At 42.7% G+C, this 16,945-nt stretch carries 19 protein-coding genes, 1 rRNA gene and 1 other annotated feature; all 20 genes read left to right on the plus strand.

All coding sequences use genetic code 11. From position 1 onward, the window contains the following. Nucleotides 1–12: 12 nt before the first annotated feature. The 20 genes from rrf (at nucleotide 13) to rplK (ending at nucleotide 16,861) form a co-directional block, all read left to right on the plus strand. Nucleotides 13–129: ribosomal RNA gene (gene rrf / locus GGR02_RS13105) — 5S ribosomal RNA — on the plus strand. A 278-nt stretch (nucleotides 130–407) separates the two neighbouring features. Next, a complete protein-coding gene (locus GGR02_RS13110) occupies nucleotides 408–869 on the plus strand; it encodes a CtsR family transcriptional regulator (protein WP_183185480.1) in 462 nt (153 codons plus the stop codon). A gap of 18 nt (nucleotides 870–887) precedes the next feature. Further along, on the plus strand, nucleotides 888–1,430 hold the full coding sequence (locus GGR02_RS13115) for a UvrB/UvrC motif-containing protein (RefSeq protein WP_183185481.1): 543 nt from the start codon (nucleotides 888–890) through the stop codon (nucleotides 1,428–1,430). A gap of 2 nt (nucleotides 1,431–1,432) precedes the next feature. Beyond that, on the plus strand, nucleotides 1,433–2,524 hold the full coding sequence (locus GGR02_RS13120; protein ID WP_183185482.1) for a protein arginine kinase: 1,092 nt from the start codon (nucleotides 1,433–1,435) through the stop codon (nucleotides 2,522–2,524). Next, nucleotides 2,521–4,953: an ATP-dependent protease ATP-binding subunit ClpC gene (gene clpC / locus GGR02_RS13125; protein ID WP_183185483.1), complete on the plus strand. Its 2,433-nt coding sequence runs from the start codon at nucleotides 2,521–2,523 to the stop codon at nucleotides 4,951–4,953. The genes GGR02_RS13120 and clpC overlap by 4 nt, the downstream gene beginning before the upstream one ends. Nucleotides 4,954–5,032: 79 nt before the next feature. Then, nucleotides 5,033–6,406, plus strand: coding sequence for a DNA repair protein RadA (radA, locus tag GGR02_RS13130; protein ID WP_229706222.1), 1,374 nt, complete (start codon nucleotides 5,033–5,035; stop codon nucleotides 6,404–6,406). A 109-nt stretch (nucleotides 6,407–6,515) separates the two neighbouring features. Beyond that, nucleotides 6,516–7,610: a PIN/TRAM domain-containing protein gene (locus GGR02_RS13135; protein WP_066322113.1), complete on the plus strand. Its 1,095-nt coding sequence runs from the start codon at nucleotides 6,516–6,518 to the stop codon at nucleotides 7,608–7,610. Nucleotides 7,611–7,626: 16 nt separating this feature from the next. Next, nucleotides 7,627–8,310 carry a 2-C-methyl-D-erythritol 4-phosphate cytidylyltransferase gene (gene ispD, locus GGR02_RS13140; protein WP_183185485.1) on the plus strand — a complete coding sequence of 228 codons (684 nt, stop codon included), beginning with the start codon at nucleotides 7,627–7,629 and terminating at the stop codon, nucleotides 8,308–8,310. 7 nt (nucleotides 8,311–8,317) lie between these two features. Beyond that, entirely contained in the window at nucleotides 8,318–8,794 is a 477-nt protein-coding gene (ispF, locus tag GGR02_RS13145) for a 2-C-methyl-D-erythritol 2,4-cyclodiphosphate synthase (RefSeq protein WP_183185486.1), read from the plus strand. 70 nt (nucleotides 8,795–8,864) lie between these two features. Further along, on the plus strand, nucleotides 8,865–10,355 hold the full coding sequence (gene gltX / locus GGR02_RS13150; protein WP_183185487.1) for a glutamate--tRNA ligase: 1,491 nt from the start codon (nucleotides 8,865–8,867) through the stop codon (nucleotides 10,353–10,355). Next, nucleotides 10,330–10,557 (plus strand) — a binding site (T-box leader). It overlaps the preceding gene by 26 nt. Nucleotides 10,558–10,612: 55 nt before the next feature. Beyond that, nucleotides 10,613–11,275 (plus strand): serine O-acetyltransferase, encoded by a 663-nt coding sequence (gene cysE, locus GGR02_RS13155; RefSeq protein WP_183185488.1) that lies wholly within the window; start codon nucleotides 10,613–10,615, stop codon nucleotides 11,273–11,275. Continuing rightward, nucleotides 11,256–12,653 carry a cysteine--tRNA ligase gene (cysS, locus tag GGR02_RS13160; protein ID WP_183185489.1) on the plus strand — a complete coding sequence of 466 codons (1,398 nt, stop codon included), beginning with the start codon at nucleotides 11,256–11,258 and terminating at the stop codon, nucleotides 12,651–12,653. The genes cysE and cysS overlap by 20 nt, the downstream gene beginning before the upstream one ends. A gap of 6 nt (nucleotides 12,654–12,659) precedes the next feature. After that, nucleotides 12,660–13,076: a Mini-ribonuclease 3 gene (locus GGR02_RS13165; protein ID WP_183185490.1), complete on the plus strand. Its 417-nt coding sequence runs from the start codon at nucleotides 12,660–12,662 to the stop codon at nucleotides 13,074–13,076. A 2-nt stretch (nucleotides 13,077–13,078) separates the two neighbouring features. After that, complete coding sequence (gene rlmB, locus GGR02_RS13170; RefSeq protein WP_183185491.1) at nucleotides 13,079–13,816, plus strand: 23S rRNA (guanosine(2251)-2'-O)-methyltransferase RlmB; 738 nt, start codon at nucleotides 13,079–13,081, stop codon at nucleotides 13,814–13,816. A gap of 5 nt (nucleotides 13,817–13,821) precedes the next feature. After that, nucleotides 13,822–14,331, plus strand: coding sequence for an NYN domain-containing protein (locus GGR02_RS13175; protein WP_183185492.1), 510 nt, complete (start codon nucleotides 13,822–13,824; stop codon nucleotides 14,329–14,331). Between the two features lie 68 nt (nucleotides 14,332–14,399). Further along, entirely contained in the window at nucleotides 14,400–15,050 is a 651-nt protein-coding gene (gene sigH / locus GGR02_RS13180; protein WP_183185493.1) for an RNA polymerase sporulation sigma factor SigH, read from the plus strand. A gap of 66 nt (nucleotides 15,051–15,116) precedes the next feature. Continuing rightward, nucleotides 15,117–15,266, plus strand: coding sequence for a 50S ribosomal protein L33 (rpmG, locus tag GGR02_RS13185; protein WP_183185494.1), 150 nt, complete (start codon nucleotides 15,117–15,119; stop codon nucleotides 15,264–15,266). A 46-nt stretch (nucleotides 15,267–15,312) separates the two neighbouring features. Beyond that, on the plus strand, nucleotides 15,313–15,495 hold the full coding sequence (gene secE / locus GGR02_RS13190; RefSeq protein ID WP_183185495.1) for a preprotein translocase subunit SecE: 183 nt from the start codon (nucleotides 15,313–15,315) through the stop codon (nucleotides 15,493–15,495). A 120-nt stretch (nucleotides 15,496–15,615) separates the two neighbouring features. Beyond that, complete coding sequence (gene nusG / locus GGR02_RS13195; RefSeq protein WP_183185525.1) at nucleotides 15,616–16,149, plus strand: transcription termination/antitermination protein NusG; 534 nt, start codon at nucleotides 15,616–15,618, stop codon at nucleotides 16,147–16,149. Between the two features lie 286 nt (nucleotides 16,150–16,435). Beyond that, nucleotides 16,436–16,861: a 50S ribosomal protein L11 gene (rplK, locus tag GGR02_RS13200; RefSeq protein ID WP_183185496.1), complete on the plus strand. Its 426-nt coding sequence runs from the start codon at nucleotides 16,436–16,438 to the stop codon at nucleotides 16,859–16,861. Nucleotides 16,862–16,945 lie beyond the last annotated feature (84 nt).

The raw sequence follows: 16,945 nt of genomic DNA on the forward strand, positions 1-16,945 counted from the left end.
ATCCTTCATTCGTCTAGTGACGATAGCGGAGAGGACACACCCGTTCCCATCCCGAACACGGAAGTTAAGCTCTCCAGCGCCGATGGTAGTTGGGGTTAGCGCCCCTGCAAGAGTAGGACGTTGCTAGGCAGAAAGCATACCTTATAGGTATGCTTTTTTATTTTCCCTCATTTCAGCCTCCATTGTTGTTCCCCTTTGTACTCCTAAAGTTGAATTTTTTGTCTGTCATAAAAGGGTTTTTCTCCGTTGCTATCGAACAAATTAATAATTAAGTACGTTTATGTTTCATTCTTAGAAAAAAGGCAATAATACAGGTAGTTTGTTGCATTTTTTTTTCATTTGCTATATAGTAAAATTAAGGTCAAATATAGTCAAAGTCAACTACCTACACGGTAAGGAGGGGTAGGGTGCGAAATATTTCGGATATTATTGAACAGTACTTAAAACAAGTGTTGAACATGAGTGACCAAGAAATTGTAGAAATTAAACGGAGTGAAATTGCGGATAAGTTCCAATGCGTTCCGTCGCAAATCAATTATGTGATTAACACTCGTTTTACGTTAGAGCGAGGATATATCGTAGAAAGCAAACGCGGCGGTGGTGGGTATATTCGAATTATGAAAGTAAAAACAAAAAATGAAGGGCAGCTCATCGACCAATTATTATCACTTATCGATCACCGTATTAGTCAATCTAGTGCAGAAGGCATTATTCACCGTTTAGTAGAAGAAAAAGTCATTTCGCAACGTGAAGCAAATATTATGTTAAGCGTGATCGATCGTTCTGTTTTATATATTGATTTACCGCATCGTGACGAACTAAGAGCACGAATGTTAAAAGCGATGCTGCTCTCGTTAAAATATAAATAAAAGAAAGAGGTGAATCATTTGATATGTCAAGAATGTAAACAACGGCCGGCTACGATGCATTTCACGAAAATCATTAACGGGGAAAAAACAGAAATTCATCTTTGTGAACATTGTGCGCAAGAGCATGGAAATGTTTTTATGTTTCCGGAAAATTCGGGGTTTTCCATTCATAATTTATTATCTGGTTTATTGAATTTCGAATCCCCTATTAAAGAAACAAAACCAAATACCTTTCAAATGGAGCTTTTGCAGTGCGAACGTTGTAACATGACATATCATCAATTCACGAAAATCGGTCGGTTTGGTTGTTCTCATTGCTATGATGCTTTTGCTAAACAGTTGCAGCCGATATTGAAACGATTGCATAGCGGCAATACTATTCATGCTGGAAAAATTCCGAAACGAATTGGCGGTACCATTCATGTTCGCAAGCAAATCGAGCAGCTAAAGCAAAAACTTCAGGAGCTAATTGCAAGAGAAGAATTTGAAAAGGCAGCTGAAGTCCGTGATCAAATTCGCTCACTTGAGGCGCAGTTAAGCGAACATGGAGAGGGGGAGTGAGTGTGTCGTTGGAGAAATTTTTGAATCGGGCAGTAAGTTCGTGGATGAGTCAAGAAGGTCCGGACTCAGATATTGTGCTCAGCAGCCGTATTCGTTTGGCACGAAATATTGTTGATTATGAATTTCCGACCGTTTTTAGCAACGAAGAAGCGCAACAAATTGTTCGCATCTTTGAGCAATACTTTGCTAAACAATCTTACCGCTCACTTGGTCGGTTTGAATTATTGAAAATGAACGAACTTCAGCCGATCGAAAAAAGAGTATTGGTTGAAAAACATTTAATCAGCCCACATTTAGCGGAGGATTGCCCGTTTGGCGCATGTTTGCTTTCAGAGAATGAGGAAGTGAGCATTATGGTGAATGAAGAAGACCATATTCGTATTCAATGCTTGTTTCCAGGGTTCCAATTAACCGAAGCGTTAGAAATGGCAAATGAACTGGATGACTGGATGGAGTGGCACGTAAACTATGCTTTCGATGAAAGAAGAGGCTATTTAACGAGCTGCCCGACTAACGTTGGCACAGGGCTAAGGGCATCTGTTATGATGCATCTTCCGGCGCTTATTTTAACACAGCAAATGAACCGCATTATCCCCGCGATTAACCAGCTCGGCCTTGTTGTTAGGGGAACGTACGGGGAAGGAAGTGAGGCGCTAGGGAACATATTCCAAATTTCTAATCAAATTACGTTAGGTAAATCGGAAGAAGACATTGTGGAAGACTTAAAAAGTGTTGTCCAACAATTAATTGCACAGGAAAGAATGGCACGAGAGGCATTAGTCAAAACTTTAAACATACAATTAGAAGACAGAGTCTTTCGTTCCTACGGGATATTAGCGAATAGCCGTGTGATTGAATCAAAAGAAGCTGCTCAATGCTTATCAGATGTCCGTCTAGGAATTGATTTAGGATACATTAAAAATATTTCCCGAAACATTTTAAATGAGTTGATGATTTTGACACAACCAGGCTTTTTACAGCAATATGCTGGCGGAGCGTTGCGACCGAACGAGCGGGATGTTCTTCGTGCTAAACTGATTCGCGAACGGTTGAAAATGGAAGAGAAAAAAGCGATGGAGGGTGATGGAGTATGATGTTCGGTAGATTTACGGAGCGGGCACAAAAAGTATTGGCGCTGGCACAGGAAGAAGCGGTGCGCCTTGGTCATAATAATATTGGAACAGAACATATTTTGCTTGGACTTATTCGTGAAGGTGAAGGGATTGCGGCGAAAGCGTTAATTGCGCTAGGACTAGGGCCAGATAAAATTCAGAAAGAAGTGGAAGCGCTCATTGGGCGTGGGCATGAATCTTCGCAAACGATTCACTATACACCACGGGCGAAAAAAGTGATCGAGCTCTCGATGGATGAAGCAAGAAAGCTTGGTCATTCGTATGTAGGAACAGAGCATATTTTGCTCGGGCTTATTCGTGAAGGCGAAGGCGTAGCAGCTCGTGTGCTCAATAATTTAGGAGTAAGCTTGAATAAAGCGCGGCAACAAGTATTGCAGCTATTAGGGAGCAACGAATCCATTTCTGGTCATCAAGGCAATGCTTCGCATGTTAGCACTCCGACATTGGATAGTCTAGCTCGTGATTTAACGGCGATTGCTCGAGAAGGAAGCTTAGATCCGGTCATTGGAAGAAGCAAAGAAATTCAGAGGGTCATTGAAGTATTGAGCCGGAGAACGAAAAATAACCCTGTGTTAATCGGGGAGCCAGGTGTCGGAAAAACGGCGATTGCCGAAGGATTAGCGCAGCAAATTGTTAATAACGAGGTGCCGGAAACGCTTCGCGACAAACGGGTAATGACGCTTGATATGGGGACGGTAGTGGCAGGAACGAAGTACCGTGGAGAATTTGAGGATCGATTGAAAAAAGTGATGGATGAAATTCGTCAAGCAGGCAATATTATTTTATTCATTGACGAGCTTCACACGTTGATTGGTGCAGGGGGAGCGGAAGGAGCTATTGACGCTTCTAATATATTAAAACCTTCACTTGCTCGTGGAGAGCTGCAATGTATCGGAGCGACGACACTAGATGAATACCGAAAATATATTGAAAAAGACGCCGCATTAGAACGACGTTTCCAACCAATTTATGTAGATGAACCAACGGTCGAGGAATCGATTCAAATTTTAAAAGGACTTCGTGATCGATACGAAGCGCATCATCGCGTATCCATTTCCGATGAAGCGATTGTTCAGGCAGTGAAATTATCCGATCGATACATTACTGATCGTTTTCTTCCAGATAAAGCGATTGACTTAATTGATGAAGCGTGCTCGAAAGTTCGCCTTCGTTCTTTTACGACACCGCCAAACTTAAAAGAATTAGAACAAAAATTAGAAGAAGTTCGCAAAGAGAAAGACGCGGCCGTACAAAGCCAAGAGTTTGAAAAAGCAGCTTCTTTACGGGATACAGAACAGCGGTTACGCGAGCAGTTAGAGGAAACAAAACGGGCATGGAAGGAAAAACAAGGAAAAGAAAATTCGGAAGTAACGGTAGAAGATATTGCGATGGTTGTTTCTAGCTGGACGGGAATTCCGGTATCGAAGTTGGCGCAAACGGAAACGGAACGATTATTGAAACTGGAAGAAATATTACATTCACGCGTTATCGGGCAAGAAGAGGCAGTGAAAGCAGTAGCAAAAGCAGTTCGTCGAGCTCGTGCAGGGTTAAAAGATCCGAAACGTCCGATCGGTTCGTTTATTTTCCTAGGGCCAACTGGGGTCGGAAAAACAGAATTAGCGCGGGCGCTAGCAGAAGCGATGTTCGGTGATGAAGATGCGTTAATTCGCATCGATATGTCAGAATATATGGAGAAGCATTCCACTTCCCGACTTGTCGGTTCTCCTCCTGGGTATGTCGGATATGAAGAAGGTGGGCAGTTAACGGAGAAAGTACGTCGCAAACCGTATTCGGTTGTGTTATTAGATGAGATAGAGAAAGCACATCCTGACGTCTTCAATATTTTATTGCAAGTACTAGAGGATGGGCGTTTGACGGATTCGAAAGGAAGAACGGTTGATTTTCGCAATACGATTGTCATTATGACATCCAACGTTGGTGCAGATGCGTTGAAACGAAATAAATACGTCGGTTTTAACGTTCAAGATGAAAGCGAAAAATATAAAGATATGAAAGGGAAAGTGATGGAAGAATTGAAAAAAGCGTTCCGTCCAGAGTTTTTAAACCGGATCGACGAAATCATTGTCTTCCATGCACTTGAAAAACCACATTTAGCACAAATTGTAAATTTAATGGCAGAGCAGCTTGTGAAACGATTGAAAGAACAAGATATTGACCTCGAATTGACGCAAGCGGCGATTGAAAAAATTGCTGCGGAAGGATATGACCCAGAGTATGGAGCACGTCCATTGCGTCGCGCATTGCAAAAACATATTGAAGACCGGCTATCAGAAGAATTGCTAAAAGGTACAATTGCCAAAGGTCAAAAAGTAGTTGTTGACGTAAAAGACGGGGAGTTCGTCGTATTATCAGAGCAAACCGTTCAGTAAAATAAAGCAACAAGGTATGCGGCGGCTATTTAGGCGCATACCTTGTTTTTGCATTTGTTCGGAGAAAGGGACACGGGTTATGAGGAAAAAAACGAAATTTGTTTGCCAATCATGTGGATACGAATCGGCTAAATGGATGGGAAAATGTCCTGGATGCCAAGCGTGGAATACGATGGTAGAAGAAATGGAGCGGGGGAAACAGGCAGCAAGAGGAGTGTTTGTTCACTCTGCCGACACCGTTTCTAAACCGGTGTCCATTACAACCATTACGACAGCGCAAGAGCCGAGAATTACGACAAATCTTTCCGAGTTTAATCGAGTGTTAGGTGGCGGCATTGTGAAAGGGTCGCTTGTGTTAATCGGTGGAGACCCAGGGATTGGGAAATCGACGCTTCTTCTGCAAGTCTCCGCACAGTTGGCTGCTCAACATCATAAAGTACTATATATTTCTGGAGAAGAATCGGTAAAACAAACGAAATTACGAGCGGATCGCCTCGGTGTTTCCGCGCATGACTTATACGTTTTGGCAGAAACAGATTTAGAGTACATTCATCAAGCCATTGAAGAGATTCAGCCGCATTTTGTTGTCATTGATTCTATCCAAACGATCTATCGCGCGGAAATTGCCTCTGCACCAGGGAGCGTTTCCCAAGTAAGGGAGTGCACCGGGGAATTGATGAGAATTGCCAAAACGAAAGGTGTCGCTATTTTTATTGTTGGCCATGTGACGAAAGAAGGATCGATTGCTGGACCGAGAATTTTAGAGCATATGGTAGATACAGTTCTTTATTTTGAAGGAGAGAGGCATCATACGTACCGAATTTTACGAGCGGTGAAAAATCGGTTTGGTTCGACGAACGAAATCGGCATTTTTGAAATGAGGGAGTCTGGGCTATTGGAAGTAGAAAATCCGTCCGAAGTATTTTTAGAGGAGCGTTCTGGTGGTGTTGCGGGTTCGACGGTTGTTGCTTCTATGGAAGGAACGAGACCTGTACTCGTCGAAATTCAAGCATTAATTTCACCGACAAGCTTTGGAAATCCACGACGAATGGCGACTGGCATTGACCATAACCGCGTGTCGTTATTGATGGCAGTGCTTGAAAAGCGGGTCGGGCTACTTTTACAAAATCAAGATGCGTATTTAAAAGTAGCGGGTGGTGTGAAACTAGATGAGCCAGCCATTGATTTAGCAGTTGCGGTAAGCATTGCTTCGAGCTTTCGCGATCAGCCGACGAATCCATCGGACGTAATCATTGGCGAAGTAGGGCTAACAGGGGAAGTGCGTCGCGTTTCTCGCATTGAACAGCGCGTACAAGAAGCCGTGAAGCTCGGATTCCAGCGCATTATTTTACCAAAAAATAATCTTGGCGGCTGGAGTGCACCAAAAGGGGTGGACATTATCGGGGTATCGCATGTGTCAGAGGCATTGGAATATGCATTTTCTCGAAAATAGCGAGAACGTTACAAATATGTATCAAATTTTTTAAAAAGATTAAAAACTGTGTTATTATTGGTTTCAAACATTGGAAACTGTTTATAATGATAATTGAGGAGGTGAAAGAATGTTAAAAAGAATTGTTCAGCTATTTTTCTTAGTGGTTGGTGGAACGCTCGGGATTATGTTTCTTCCTGATTTGCTTGCGTTAATGAAGGTGGAGCATCTCTCTATTTTAAATAATCCATATATGTTGGCGATTGTTGGGGCACTTATTTTCTTTATTATGACTTTTTGGGCTGTAGATTACGTTGTCGATGTCATTCGCTGGATGGAAGAATCGCTTGTGAAAGCGCCTGTGACAGATATTTTGTTCGGTAGTTTAGGCCTTATTTTTGGTCTAGTTGTTGCTTTTTTAGTGGTCATGCCGCTCAAGGCTTTTCAGTTTCAAGTGGTGAACACGGTGCTGCCGGTCTTTTTGACGATTTTGCTTGGGTATTTAGGGTTCCAGGTTGGTTTCAAAAAGCGGCATGAATTAATGAGTTTATTTTCGATTTCCAATCGAATGGCAAAGAAAAAAGGGAATGAAGAAGAGAATGAAAGCCAAAAAGGTCGTGCGTTAAAAATTTTAGATACAAGTGTCATTATTGATGGGCGGATTGCGGACATTTGCCAGACGGGATTTTTAGAAGGAACGATTGTCATTCCGCGATTCGTACTAGAGGAACTGCAGCATATTGCCGATTCTTCCGATGTTTTAAAAAGAAATCGCGGTCGGCGTGGGTTAGATATTTTAAATCGTATTCAAAAAGAACTAGAAATGAAAGTGGAAATTTACGAAGGCGACTTCGATGATATCCAAGAAGTAGACAGCAAATTAGTAAAGTTGGCTAAATTAACATCAGGCGTTGTTGTCACTAACGATTTCAACTTAAACAAAGTATGCGAACTGCAAAATGTGCGAGTGCTCAATATTAACGATTTAGCTAATGCAGTAAAACCGGTCGTTCTTCCGGGGGAAGAATTGAATGTTCAAGTCATTAAAGACGGCAAAGAACATAATCAAGGTGTTGCTTACTTAGACGATGGGACGATGATTGTTGTCGAGGATGGCAAAGAATATATCGGCAAACGGGTTGACGTACTCGTCACCAGCGTGTTACAAACATCTGCAGGGAGAATGATTTTTGCGAAATTAAAACTTTTGCAAAAGGCGTTATAGTTAGGGGAATTTACAGATGAACTATCAAGTGGTCATTCCTGCAGCAGGGCAAGGAAAACGGATGAAGGCGGGCATTAATAAACAATTGCTCGAACTTGGCGGCCAGCCGGTAATCGTTCGTACGCTAAAAGTATTTGAGCAAGACGATTGGTGTGAAGGCATTATCGTTGTTGTGAGCGAAGCGGAACGGGAACGATTTCACGAGCTATTTCAAGCATTTCAACTAAAAAAAGTGAATGCGCTCGTGATCGGTGGTGCAGAGCGGCAGCATAGCGTTTATAATGGACTTAAAGCCGTAAGTAGCGAACTTGTGTTAATCCATGATGGTGCTCGCCCGTTCGTTACGATGGAAAAAATTCATGAATTAGTAAACGAAGCAAATGAGCACGGTGCAGCAGTTCCTGCTGTACCGATGAAAGACACCGTCAAACGTGCTCAGCAAGGATTTGTCGAGGAAACGGTGGAACGCTCTAGCTTGTGGGCAGTACAAACTCCACAAGCTTTTCGTGTTTCGCTTATTTTAACCGCCCATGAACGTGCCAAACAAGAAGGCTACATTGGCACAGACGATGCGAGCCTTGTAGAGCGCATCGGGCAAAAAGTGAAAATCATTGAAGGGGATTATCGCAACATTAAGCTAACAACCCCGGATGATTTATTATTTGCGGAAGCCATTTTATCGTCTAAAAGAGAAAGGTGACTACTGTATGTTTCGCATTGGACAAGGATTTGATGTTCATCAGTTCGTCGAAGGTCGTCCGTTGATTATTGGCGGCATTCATATTCCATATGAAAAAGGATTGCTCGGTCACTCGGATGCAGACGTCTTGTTGCATGCGGTGGCAGATGCTTGTTTAGGCGCAATTGGTGCCGGCGATATCGGGAAGCATTTCCCAGATACCGACCCACAATATAAAAATGCTGATTCGGCGCTGCTTTTGCAGCACGTATGGGCACTTGTGAAAAAACAAGGGTATCAGCTTGTGAACGTTGACTGCACGATTATTGCGCAGCGACCAAAAATGGCGCCGTATATCGAAACCATGAAAGAAAAAATTGCCCAACTATTGGAAAGCGACGTATCCCAAGTAAACGTGAAAGCAACGACGACGGAGCGTCTCGGGTTTACCGGTCGAGAAGAAGGCATTGCTGCTCAAGCAGTCGTATTGCTACAAAAGCAATAATCGTTTTGAACTTTATGACCGAATCATTTAAAATAACAAGTACACAGTATAAATTGATGGAGGTTATTGTATGTCACACGAAGTAAGGGTGCGTTATGCGCCGAGTCCGACCGGTCATTTACATATCGGTGGCGCTCGCACAGCGCTGTTTAACTACTTGTTTGCTCGCCATCATAACGGAAAATTTATTGTTCGCATTGAAGATACAGATATTGAACGGAATGTAGAAGGTGGCGAACAGTCTCAGCTAGAAAATTTAAAATGGCTTGGTATTGAATACGATGAATCGGTTGATAAAGACGGGGGATATGGCCCGTATCGCCAAACAGAGCGTCTTGAGATATACCGCCGATACACGAACGAGCTGTTGGAAAAAGGCTTTGCATATAAATGTTTTTGTACGCCAGAGGAATTAGAACAGGAACGTGAGGCGCAAAAAGCAGCGGGCATTGCGGCACCGCAATATAGCGGAAAATGCCGTCATTTAACACCAGAACAAGTCAACCAGCTTGAAGCGGAAGGAAAACCGTATACGATTCGCATCAAAGTACCGGAAGGAAAAGTATATGAATTCGAAGACATGGTACGCGGCCGCGTATCGTTTGAGTCAAAAGATATTGGCGATTGGGTCATTGTGAAAGCGAACGGCATCCCAACGTATAATTTTGCGGTCGTCATTGACGATCATTTAATGAAAATTACGCACGTATTTCGCGGGGAAGAACATCTATCCAATACGCCAAAGCAGCTAATGGTTTATGAATATTTCGGTTGGGAAGCGCCGCAATATGCACATTTGACGCTTATCGTCAACGAAAACCGGAAAAAATTATCGAAACGTGACGAGTCGATTATTCAGTTTGTATCGCAATACAAAGAGCTTGGGTATTTGCCAGAAGCGATGTTTAACTTCTTCGCTTTATTAGGATGGTCGCCAGAAGGGGAAGAAGAAATTTTTACAAAAGAAGAACTTATTCGTATTTTTGATGTTTCTCGCTTATCTAAATCTCCGTCGATGTTTGATAAACAAAAGTTAACATGGATGAATAACCAATACATTAAAAAGCTCGATTTAGACCGGCTTGTTGAATTATCGCTTCCACATTTAGTGAAGGCAGGGCGGTTGCCGGAAACAATGAGCGAGGAACAAAAAGAGTGGGCGCGCCATTTAATTGCGCTATATCAAGAGCAAATGAGTTATGGTGCTGAAATTGTCGAATTGTCCGAGTTGTTCTTTAAAGAAGAAGTTGAGTATAATGAGGAAGCAAGAGAAGTGCTTTCTGAAGAACAAGTTTCAGATGTGCTTCACGCCTTTTTAGAAGAAGTGAAAAAGCTTCCGTCGTTTATGGCAGATGACATTAAAGCAGCCATTAAATCTGTGCAAAAAACAACAGGACAAAAAGGGAAAAAGTTGTTTATGCCGATTCGAGTGGCGACAACCGGTCAAACGCACGGACCAGAGCTTCCGCTAGCGATTCAGCTGCTCGGCAAGGAAAAAGTTGTTCAACGTTTAGAAAAGGCGATTCATTCGATAAGTGAAAGCGTTGACGAGGAGAAGTAAAAAACATTGGCATGACAGAGAGGGTCACCTTGGCTGGAAGTGACTTATGTTCGATGTTTTTGAAATGCCCCTCGGAGCCTCCTTTCGAACCAGAGACGTTCTGTAGTAGAGTGGAGCGGATTCTCTTCCGTTATAAGAGCAAAGGGAGCTAACGTATTGGTTGGCTAAACAGAGTGGAACCGCGCAACGAAGCGTCTCTGTGTCATTGTACACAGCGGCGCTTTTCTTTTTGCAAGATAACAAAGGGGGGAACGATTGTGTTTAAAACATTAAAAGAAGACATTGAAGTTATTTTTGAGCAAGACCCAGCGGCTAGAAGCTATTTAGAAGTGATTTTAACGTACTCTGGGCTGCATGCGATTTGGGCGCATCGAATTGCCCATGCCTTTTATAAACGAAAATTTTATTTTATTGCGCGCTTAATTTCGCAAATTAGTCGGTTTTTCACCGGCATTGAAATCCATCCAGGTGCAAAAATCGGTCGACGCTTTTTCATCGATCATGGCATGGGGGTTGTCATTGGCGAAACGTGCGAAATCGGCGATAACGTCACCGTATACCAAGGCGTCACACTAGGAGGAACAGGAAAAGAAAAAGGGAAGCGCCACCCGACGATTAAAGACAACTGCTTAATCGCTACGGGGGCAAAAGTGCTAGGCTCCATTACGATTGGCGAAAACTCGAAAATTGGCGCAGGCTCGGTCGTATTAAAAGATGTTCCGCCAAACTCGACCGTTGTCGGCATTCCAGGAAAAGTCGTTGTGCGCAACGGAGTAAAAGTAAAAGATTTGAATCATACCGATTTACCAGACCCGATTGCCGATCGATTAAAGGAATTGGAAGAAGAACTAGCCAACTTACGAACAGAATTGCAACAATTAAAAGAAGGGAAGAAAAATCATGAGCATTCAGCTTTATAATACGCTCACGCGAAAAAAGGAACGATTTGAACCGCTTGAACCAAATAAAGTGAAAATGTATGTGTGTGGCCCAACGGTGTACAATTATATTCATATCGGCAACGCTCGTCCGGCCATTGTGTTTGACACGATTCGTCGCTATTTAGAATTTCGCGGCTATGACGTTCAGTACGTCTCTAACTTTACAGATGTAGACGATAAGCTTATTAGGGCAGCGCGGGAATTAGGCGAAGATGTTCCAACGATTGCGGAGCGATTTATTGCCGCGTATTTTGAAGATATTGCTGCATTAGGATGCAAAAGAGCGAACGTTCACCCGCGAGTTACAGAAAATATTGATATTATTATCGAGTTTATTGAGCAGCTTATCGAAAAAGGGTATGCGTACGAAGTAGATGGGGACGTATATTATAAAACGAGAAATTTTGCGGACTACGGAAAGCTATCGCATCAATCTATTGACGAACTGCGTGCTGGTGCGCGTATTGAAATTGGCGAAAAAAAGAAAGATCCGTTAGACTTTGCGCTATGGAAAGCAGCGAAAGAAGGAGAAATTGCGTGGGATAGTCCATGGGGCAAGGGGCGTCCAGGATGGCATATCGAATGCTCGGCAATGGCACGAAAATATTTAGGCGATACGATCGATATTCATGCGGGTGGTCAAGATTTAACCTTTCCACATCACGAAAACGAAATTGCGCAATCCGAAGCATTGACAGGAAAAACGTTCGCAAAATATTGGCTGCATAACGGGTACATTAATATTAACAACGAAAAAATGTCAAAATCGCTTGGCAACTTCGTTCTTGTGCACGATATTGTGAAGCAAATTGATCCACAAGTGTTGCGCTTTTTCATGCTATCGGTTCATTATCGCCATCCAATCAACTATAGCGAAGAACTATTAGAAAGCACGAAAAATGGGTTGGAGCGATTAAAAACAGCATATACGAATTTAAAACATCGCCTTGCCAGCAGCAGCAATTTAACGGATCACGACGAACAATGGCTAGCGAAAATAGAGGAATGTCGCGCTGTTTTTATCCGGGAAATGGATGATGATTTTAATACAGCAAATGCAATCGCTGCGCTATTTGAACTGGCAAAGCATGCGAATGTATATTTGCTGGAGAAAAATACAGCGGAAACGGTCATTCGCGCCTTTTTGCAGACGTTCGAACAGTTATTAGATGTATTAGGTATTTCTTTCAAAGAAGAGCTATTGCTTGATGAGGAAATCGAAGCGCTCATTCACCAGCGGAACGAAGCGAGAAAGAACCGGAACTTTGCCTTGGCTGACAAAATTCGCGATGAATTAAAAGCGAAAAACATTGTTTTAGAAGATACACCGCAAGGAACAAGATGGAAAAGAGGATAAATGCCGATGAATTTCTCGTCAGTTAAAGATGCCAAACAATTAAACGGTCTTGCGCTTGCTTACATCGGTGATGCCGTATATGAACTATACGTACGGCATCGCCTTCTTTCCAAAGGAAGTGTTAAGCCAAACGAGCTTCACCGTCAAGCAATTCGCTATGTTTCTGCAAAAGCGCAGGCACATATTGTATTAACATTATTAGAACGCGCCGTATTGACGGAAGAAGAGGAAGCCATTATTCGCCGCGGTCGCAACAGTAAGTCGATGACCGTACCGAAAAATACAGATGTGCAAACATACCGTTACAGTACGGCATTTGAAGCATTGCTCGGTTATCATTTCCTGGGAAATAATGAGGAACGAATGGAAGAGTTAATCGCCTATTCGTTTGACATTGTCGAAAGCCAAGAAAGGAAGTTGTAACAATGGACTTGATTATCGGAAAAAACCCTGTCATGGAAGCGTTGAAGGCAGAACGAGAAATAAACAAACTTTGGATTGCCGAAGGATCGCAACGAGGAGCGATGCAGGCAATTGTTCAGCTAGCAAAAGAGCAGAACGTGCTTATTCAATACGTCCCGAAACAAAAACTTGATCAGATGACGGATGGGAATCATCAAGGAGTAGTGGCGCAAGTAGCTGCTTATCGTTATTACGATATGGATGAATTGTTTCGTCGTGCAGCGGACAGAAATGAACATCCTTTTTTCTTATTGTTGGACGAGCTAGAAGACCCGCATAATTTAGGCTCCATTATGAGAACAGCTGATGCAGTAGGTGCACACGGTATTATTATTCCGAAACGCCGTTCCGTCGGTTTGACACAAACGGTAGCGAAAGCTTCGACAGGAGCGATTGAGCACGTTCCTGTTGTCCGCGTCACCAATTTGGCAAGAACGATTGACGAGTTGAAAGAAAGAGGCGTGTGGATTGTTGGGACAGATGCGAAAGCAAGCGATGACTATCGTCAACTGGATGGAACGATGCCATTAGCGCTCGTTGTTGGAAGCGAAGGAAAAGGAATTAGCCGATTGGTTTTAGAGAAATGTGATTTTTTAATTAAACTGCCAATGAGAGGGCATGTCACTTCTTTAAACGCTTCGGTTGCTGCGAGCTTATTAATGTATGAGGTGTATCGCAAACGGTATCCTTTAGGAGAATAAGGAAGATGGACATTTTAATAGTAGACGGATATAACATCATCGGCGCTTGGCCAGAGCTGCGCAAGCTAAAGGAGCACGACTTAGCAGCGGCGCGCGATATGTTAATCGAAAAAATGGCCGAATATCAAGGGTTCACCGGACATAAAGTTATTATCGTTTTCGATGCACACCTCGTACAAGGAATCGAGAAAAAGTATACAAACTATCAAGTGGATGTCATTTTTACAAAAGAACATGAAACAGCGGACGAGCGAATTGAAAAAATGGCCAAACAGCTAATTAACGTTCGAACGAAAGTGTATGTAGCAACATCTGATTATACGGAACAATGGACCATTTTTGGACAAGGAGCGTTGCGAAAGTCCGCGCGGGAACTGCTAATAGAGATGGAGGCAATTGAGCGAAGCATTGCAAAAAAAGTGGAAAGCATTCACGAGAAAAAACCGCAAGCTAAAATCCCGTTGACTGATGAAGTTGCAAAAATTTTCGAAAAATGGCGAAGAGGCGAAAAATGAGTGGTTGACGCTGTAAAAATTTGTGCTGTATAATAATTTTAGTGATTTGTGCGGTCGGGGGGATCGGCGTGGGCGAAGGCTTCAAAAGTGAGCACGACAGACAGTTAGAGCGATTGGAAGACGAAGAATTGGTAGAACGCGTTCATCAAGGGGACAGCGATGCGCTCGATTTTTTAATTCATAAGTATCAAAACTTCGTGCGAGCGAAAGCGCGTTCTTATTTTTTAGTAGGCGCAGACCGCGAAGATATCGTCCAAGAAGGCATGATTGGGCTGTATAAGGCGATTCGCGATTTTAAAGAGGACAAGCTAACGTCGTTTAAGGCGTTTGCTGAGTTGTGTATTACGCGACAAATGATTACAGCAATCAAAACGGCAACGCGACAAAAACACATCCCGCTCAATTCCTACGTTTCCCTTGACAAACCAATCTATGATGAAGAATCCGATCGGACATTAATGGATGTCCTCTCTGGGGCGAAACCAACCGATCCGGAAGAACTCATTATTAATCGCGAAGAAGTGGATGATATCGAAATAAAGATGGCCGAGCTATTGAGCGATTTAGAACGGAAAGTTCTTGTACTATACTTAGATGGCCGGTCGTACCAAGAAATTTCGGAAGAGCTCAACCGGCACGTAAAATCAATCGATAACGCTTTGCAGCGGGTAAAAAGAAAGTTAGAAAAGTATTTAGAACTTCGAGAGATTAGTTTGTAATGTATTGACAGCAAAATATTGGTGTGATAAATTTTTATGGACACTTTGTAGAACGGTGGGGCAACGATGCGTAAAAAAGTCATCCTAGCTTGTAGTCAATGCAATAGCCGAAACTATTCGACGATGAAAAATGTGGTGGGTGTGCAAGAACGATTAGAGATGAAGAAATTTTGTAAAGTATGCAATACCCATACCGTCCACCGTGAAACGAAATGAAATCGGGACAAGCATAAGCAGCTCGAAGTAGTTGGAGGTTACTATCATGCAACGAGTCGTAAAATTTTTTCAAGAAGTCGCACGCGAAATGAAGCGGGTCAGTTGGCCGAAACGAAAAGAACTAGTGAACTATACGCTCACTGTTTTGGCTACCGTCGCATTCATGACTGTCTTTTTCGCTGTGGTCGATTTAGGAATTTCATCTTTAATTCGTTTTGTGCTTGAATAACAATCGTTTTCGTATGGTATAATGGAAGATAATAAGGTAGACGATGAAAGCCCGGAAACGGGTTTTTGTTTTGTTTATAAAATGGTTTCTAGGGAGGGAAGGACGTTTACGTCCCAGCGAATGGAGAAAAACTGGTATGTCATTCATACGTATTCGGGTTATGAAAATAAAGTAAAAGCCAATTTAGAAAAGCGCGTCGAATCGATGGGGATGCAAGATAAAATTTTTCGCGTTGTTGTTCCAGAAGAAGAAGAAACAGATATGAAAAACGGAAAGAAAAAAGTAACGAAGCGAAAAGTATTCCCTGGATATGTATTAGTAGAAATGATTATGACAGATGATTCGTGGTATGTCGTACGAAATACCCCAGGAGTGACAGGGTTTGTCGGATCAAGTGGGGCAGGCTCAAAACCGACACCGCTGCTTGAAGAAGAGGTGCACACCATCTTGAAACGGATGGGGATGTCGCTTACTGAGGTAGATTTTGATTATGAATTAAAAGAAACTGTCCGCGTAAAAGAAGGTCCGTTCGCAAACTTTGCTGGTACGATTGAAGAGTTTGATTTAGATAAACGAAAAGTAAAAGTCCGCGTCAATATGTTTGGGCGTGAAACACCGGTAGAGTTAGATTTTTCTCAAATCGAAAAAATCTAAGATGAAATAACTTGCAATCAAAAAGGAAAAGTGATACTATTTTATAGTCAGTATACCTCGTGATAGAGGCTGATAACATTTAACCGTTTATAAATCGATAAATACAGTTTTCTATTCGCGTAGCAATGAACTTATGTCTTACTACCATAAGGGAGCTTCCGGAATAGAGAATCGCTCTCCTATGCAAGAAAATAGGAGGAAAGGGAGGTTACGCCCTTTTCGTAACCTAATCGAGTGGGAGGGAACGTCCCTAATACCACATCACGGACTTAAGGAGGTGTGTCTCGTGGCTAAAAAAGTAATCAAAGTCGTGAAGCTACAAATCCCTGCAGGTAAAGCGAACCCGGCACCACCAGTTGGTCCAGCGTTAGGTCAAGCTGGTGTTAACATCATGGGATTCTGTAAAGAATTCAATGCTCGTACAGCTGACCAAGCAGGTTTGATTATTCCTGTTGAAATTACGGTATACGAGGACCGTTCATTTACATTCATTACGAAAACTCCGCCTGCTGCTGTATTGCTTAAAAAAGCAGCTGGCATCGAGTCAGGTTCCGGTGAACCAAACCGTAATAAAGTAGCGACAGTCAAACGCGACAAAGTGCGTGAGATTGCTGAGACGAAAATGCCAGACTTAAATGCAGCGAGCATTGAGGCTGCAATGCGCATGGTTGAAGGTACAGCCCGCAGCATGGGCATTGTTATCGAAGACTAATGAGGCATAAGCTGGCTAGGGAAGGTTGCGACTACAAGGATTCATTCCTTTTCGCAACCTTTATTCGTGGGAGGTTATTCCGCT

The sequence above is a fragment of the Anoxybacteroides voinovskiense genome, from assembly GCF_014196205.1.
Taxonomy (GTDB): domain Bacteria; phylum Bacillota; class Bacilli; order Bacillales; family Anoxybacillaceae; genus Anoxybacteroides; species Anoxybacteroides voinovskiense.

Excerpts from the sequence above, each read along its gene's own strand:
- clpC (WP_183185483.1), top strand. The coding sequence starts at position 2,521 with ATGATGTTCGGTAGATTTACGGAGCGGGCACAAAAAGTATTGGCGCTG.
- radA (WP_229706222.1), top strand. The coding sequence starts at position 5,033 with ATGAGGAAAAAAACGAAATTTGTTTGCCAATCATGTGGATACGAATCG.
- GGR02_RS13135 (WP_066322113.1), top strand. The coding sequence starts at position 6,516 with ATGTTAAAAAGAATTGTTCAGCTATTTTTCTTAGTGGTTGGTGGAACG.
- ispD (WP_183185485.1), top strand. The coding sequence starts at position 7,627 with ATGAACTATCAAGTGGTCATTCCTGCAGCAGGGCAAGGAAAACGGATG.
- ispF (WP_183185486.1), top strand. The coding sequence starts at position 8,318 with ATGTTTCGCATTGGACAAGGATTTGATGTTCATCAGTTCGTCGAAGGT.
- gltX (WP_183185487.1), top strand. The coding sequence starts at position 8,865 with ATGTCACACGAAGTAAGGGTGCGTTATGCGCCGAGTCCGACCGGTCAT.
- cysS (WP_183185489.1), top strand. The coding sequence starts at position 11,256 with ATGAGCATTCAGCTTTATAATACGCTCACGCGAAAAAAGGAACGATTT.
- GGR02_RS13165 (WP_183185490.1), top strand. The coding sequence starts at position 12,660 with ATGAATTTCTCGTCAGTTAAAGATGCCAAACAATTAAACGGTCTTGCG.
- rlmB (WP_183185491.1), top strand. The coding sequence starts at position 13,079 with ATGGACTTGATTATCGGAAAAAACCCTGTCATGGAAGCGTTGAAGGCA.
- GGR02_RS13175 (WP_183185492.1), top strand. The coding sequence starts at position 13,822 with ATGGACATTTTAATAGTAGACGGATATAACATCATCGGCGCTTGGCCA.
- rpmG (WP_183185494.1), top strand. The coding sequence starts at position 15,117 with ATGCGTAAAAAAGTCATCCTAGCTTGTAGTCAATGCAATAGCCGAAAC.
- secE (WP_183185495.1), top strand. The coding sequence starts at position 15,313 with ATGCAACGAGTCGTAAAATTTTTTCAAGAAGTCGCACGCGAAATGAAG.
- nusG (WP_183185525.1), top strand. The coding sequence starts at position 15,616 with ATGGAGAAAAACTGGTATGTCATTCATACGTATTCGGGTTATGAAAAT.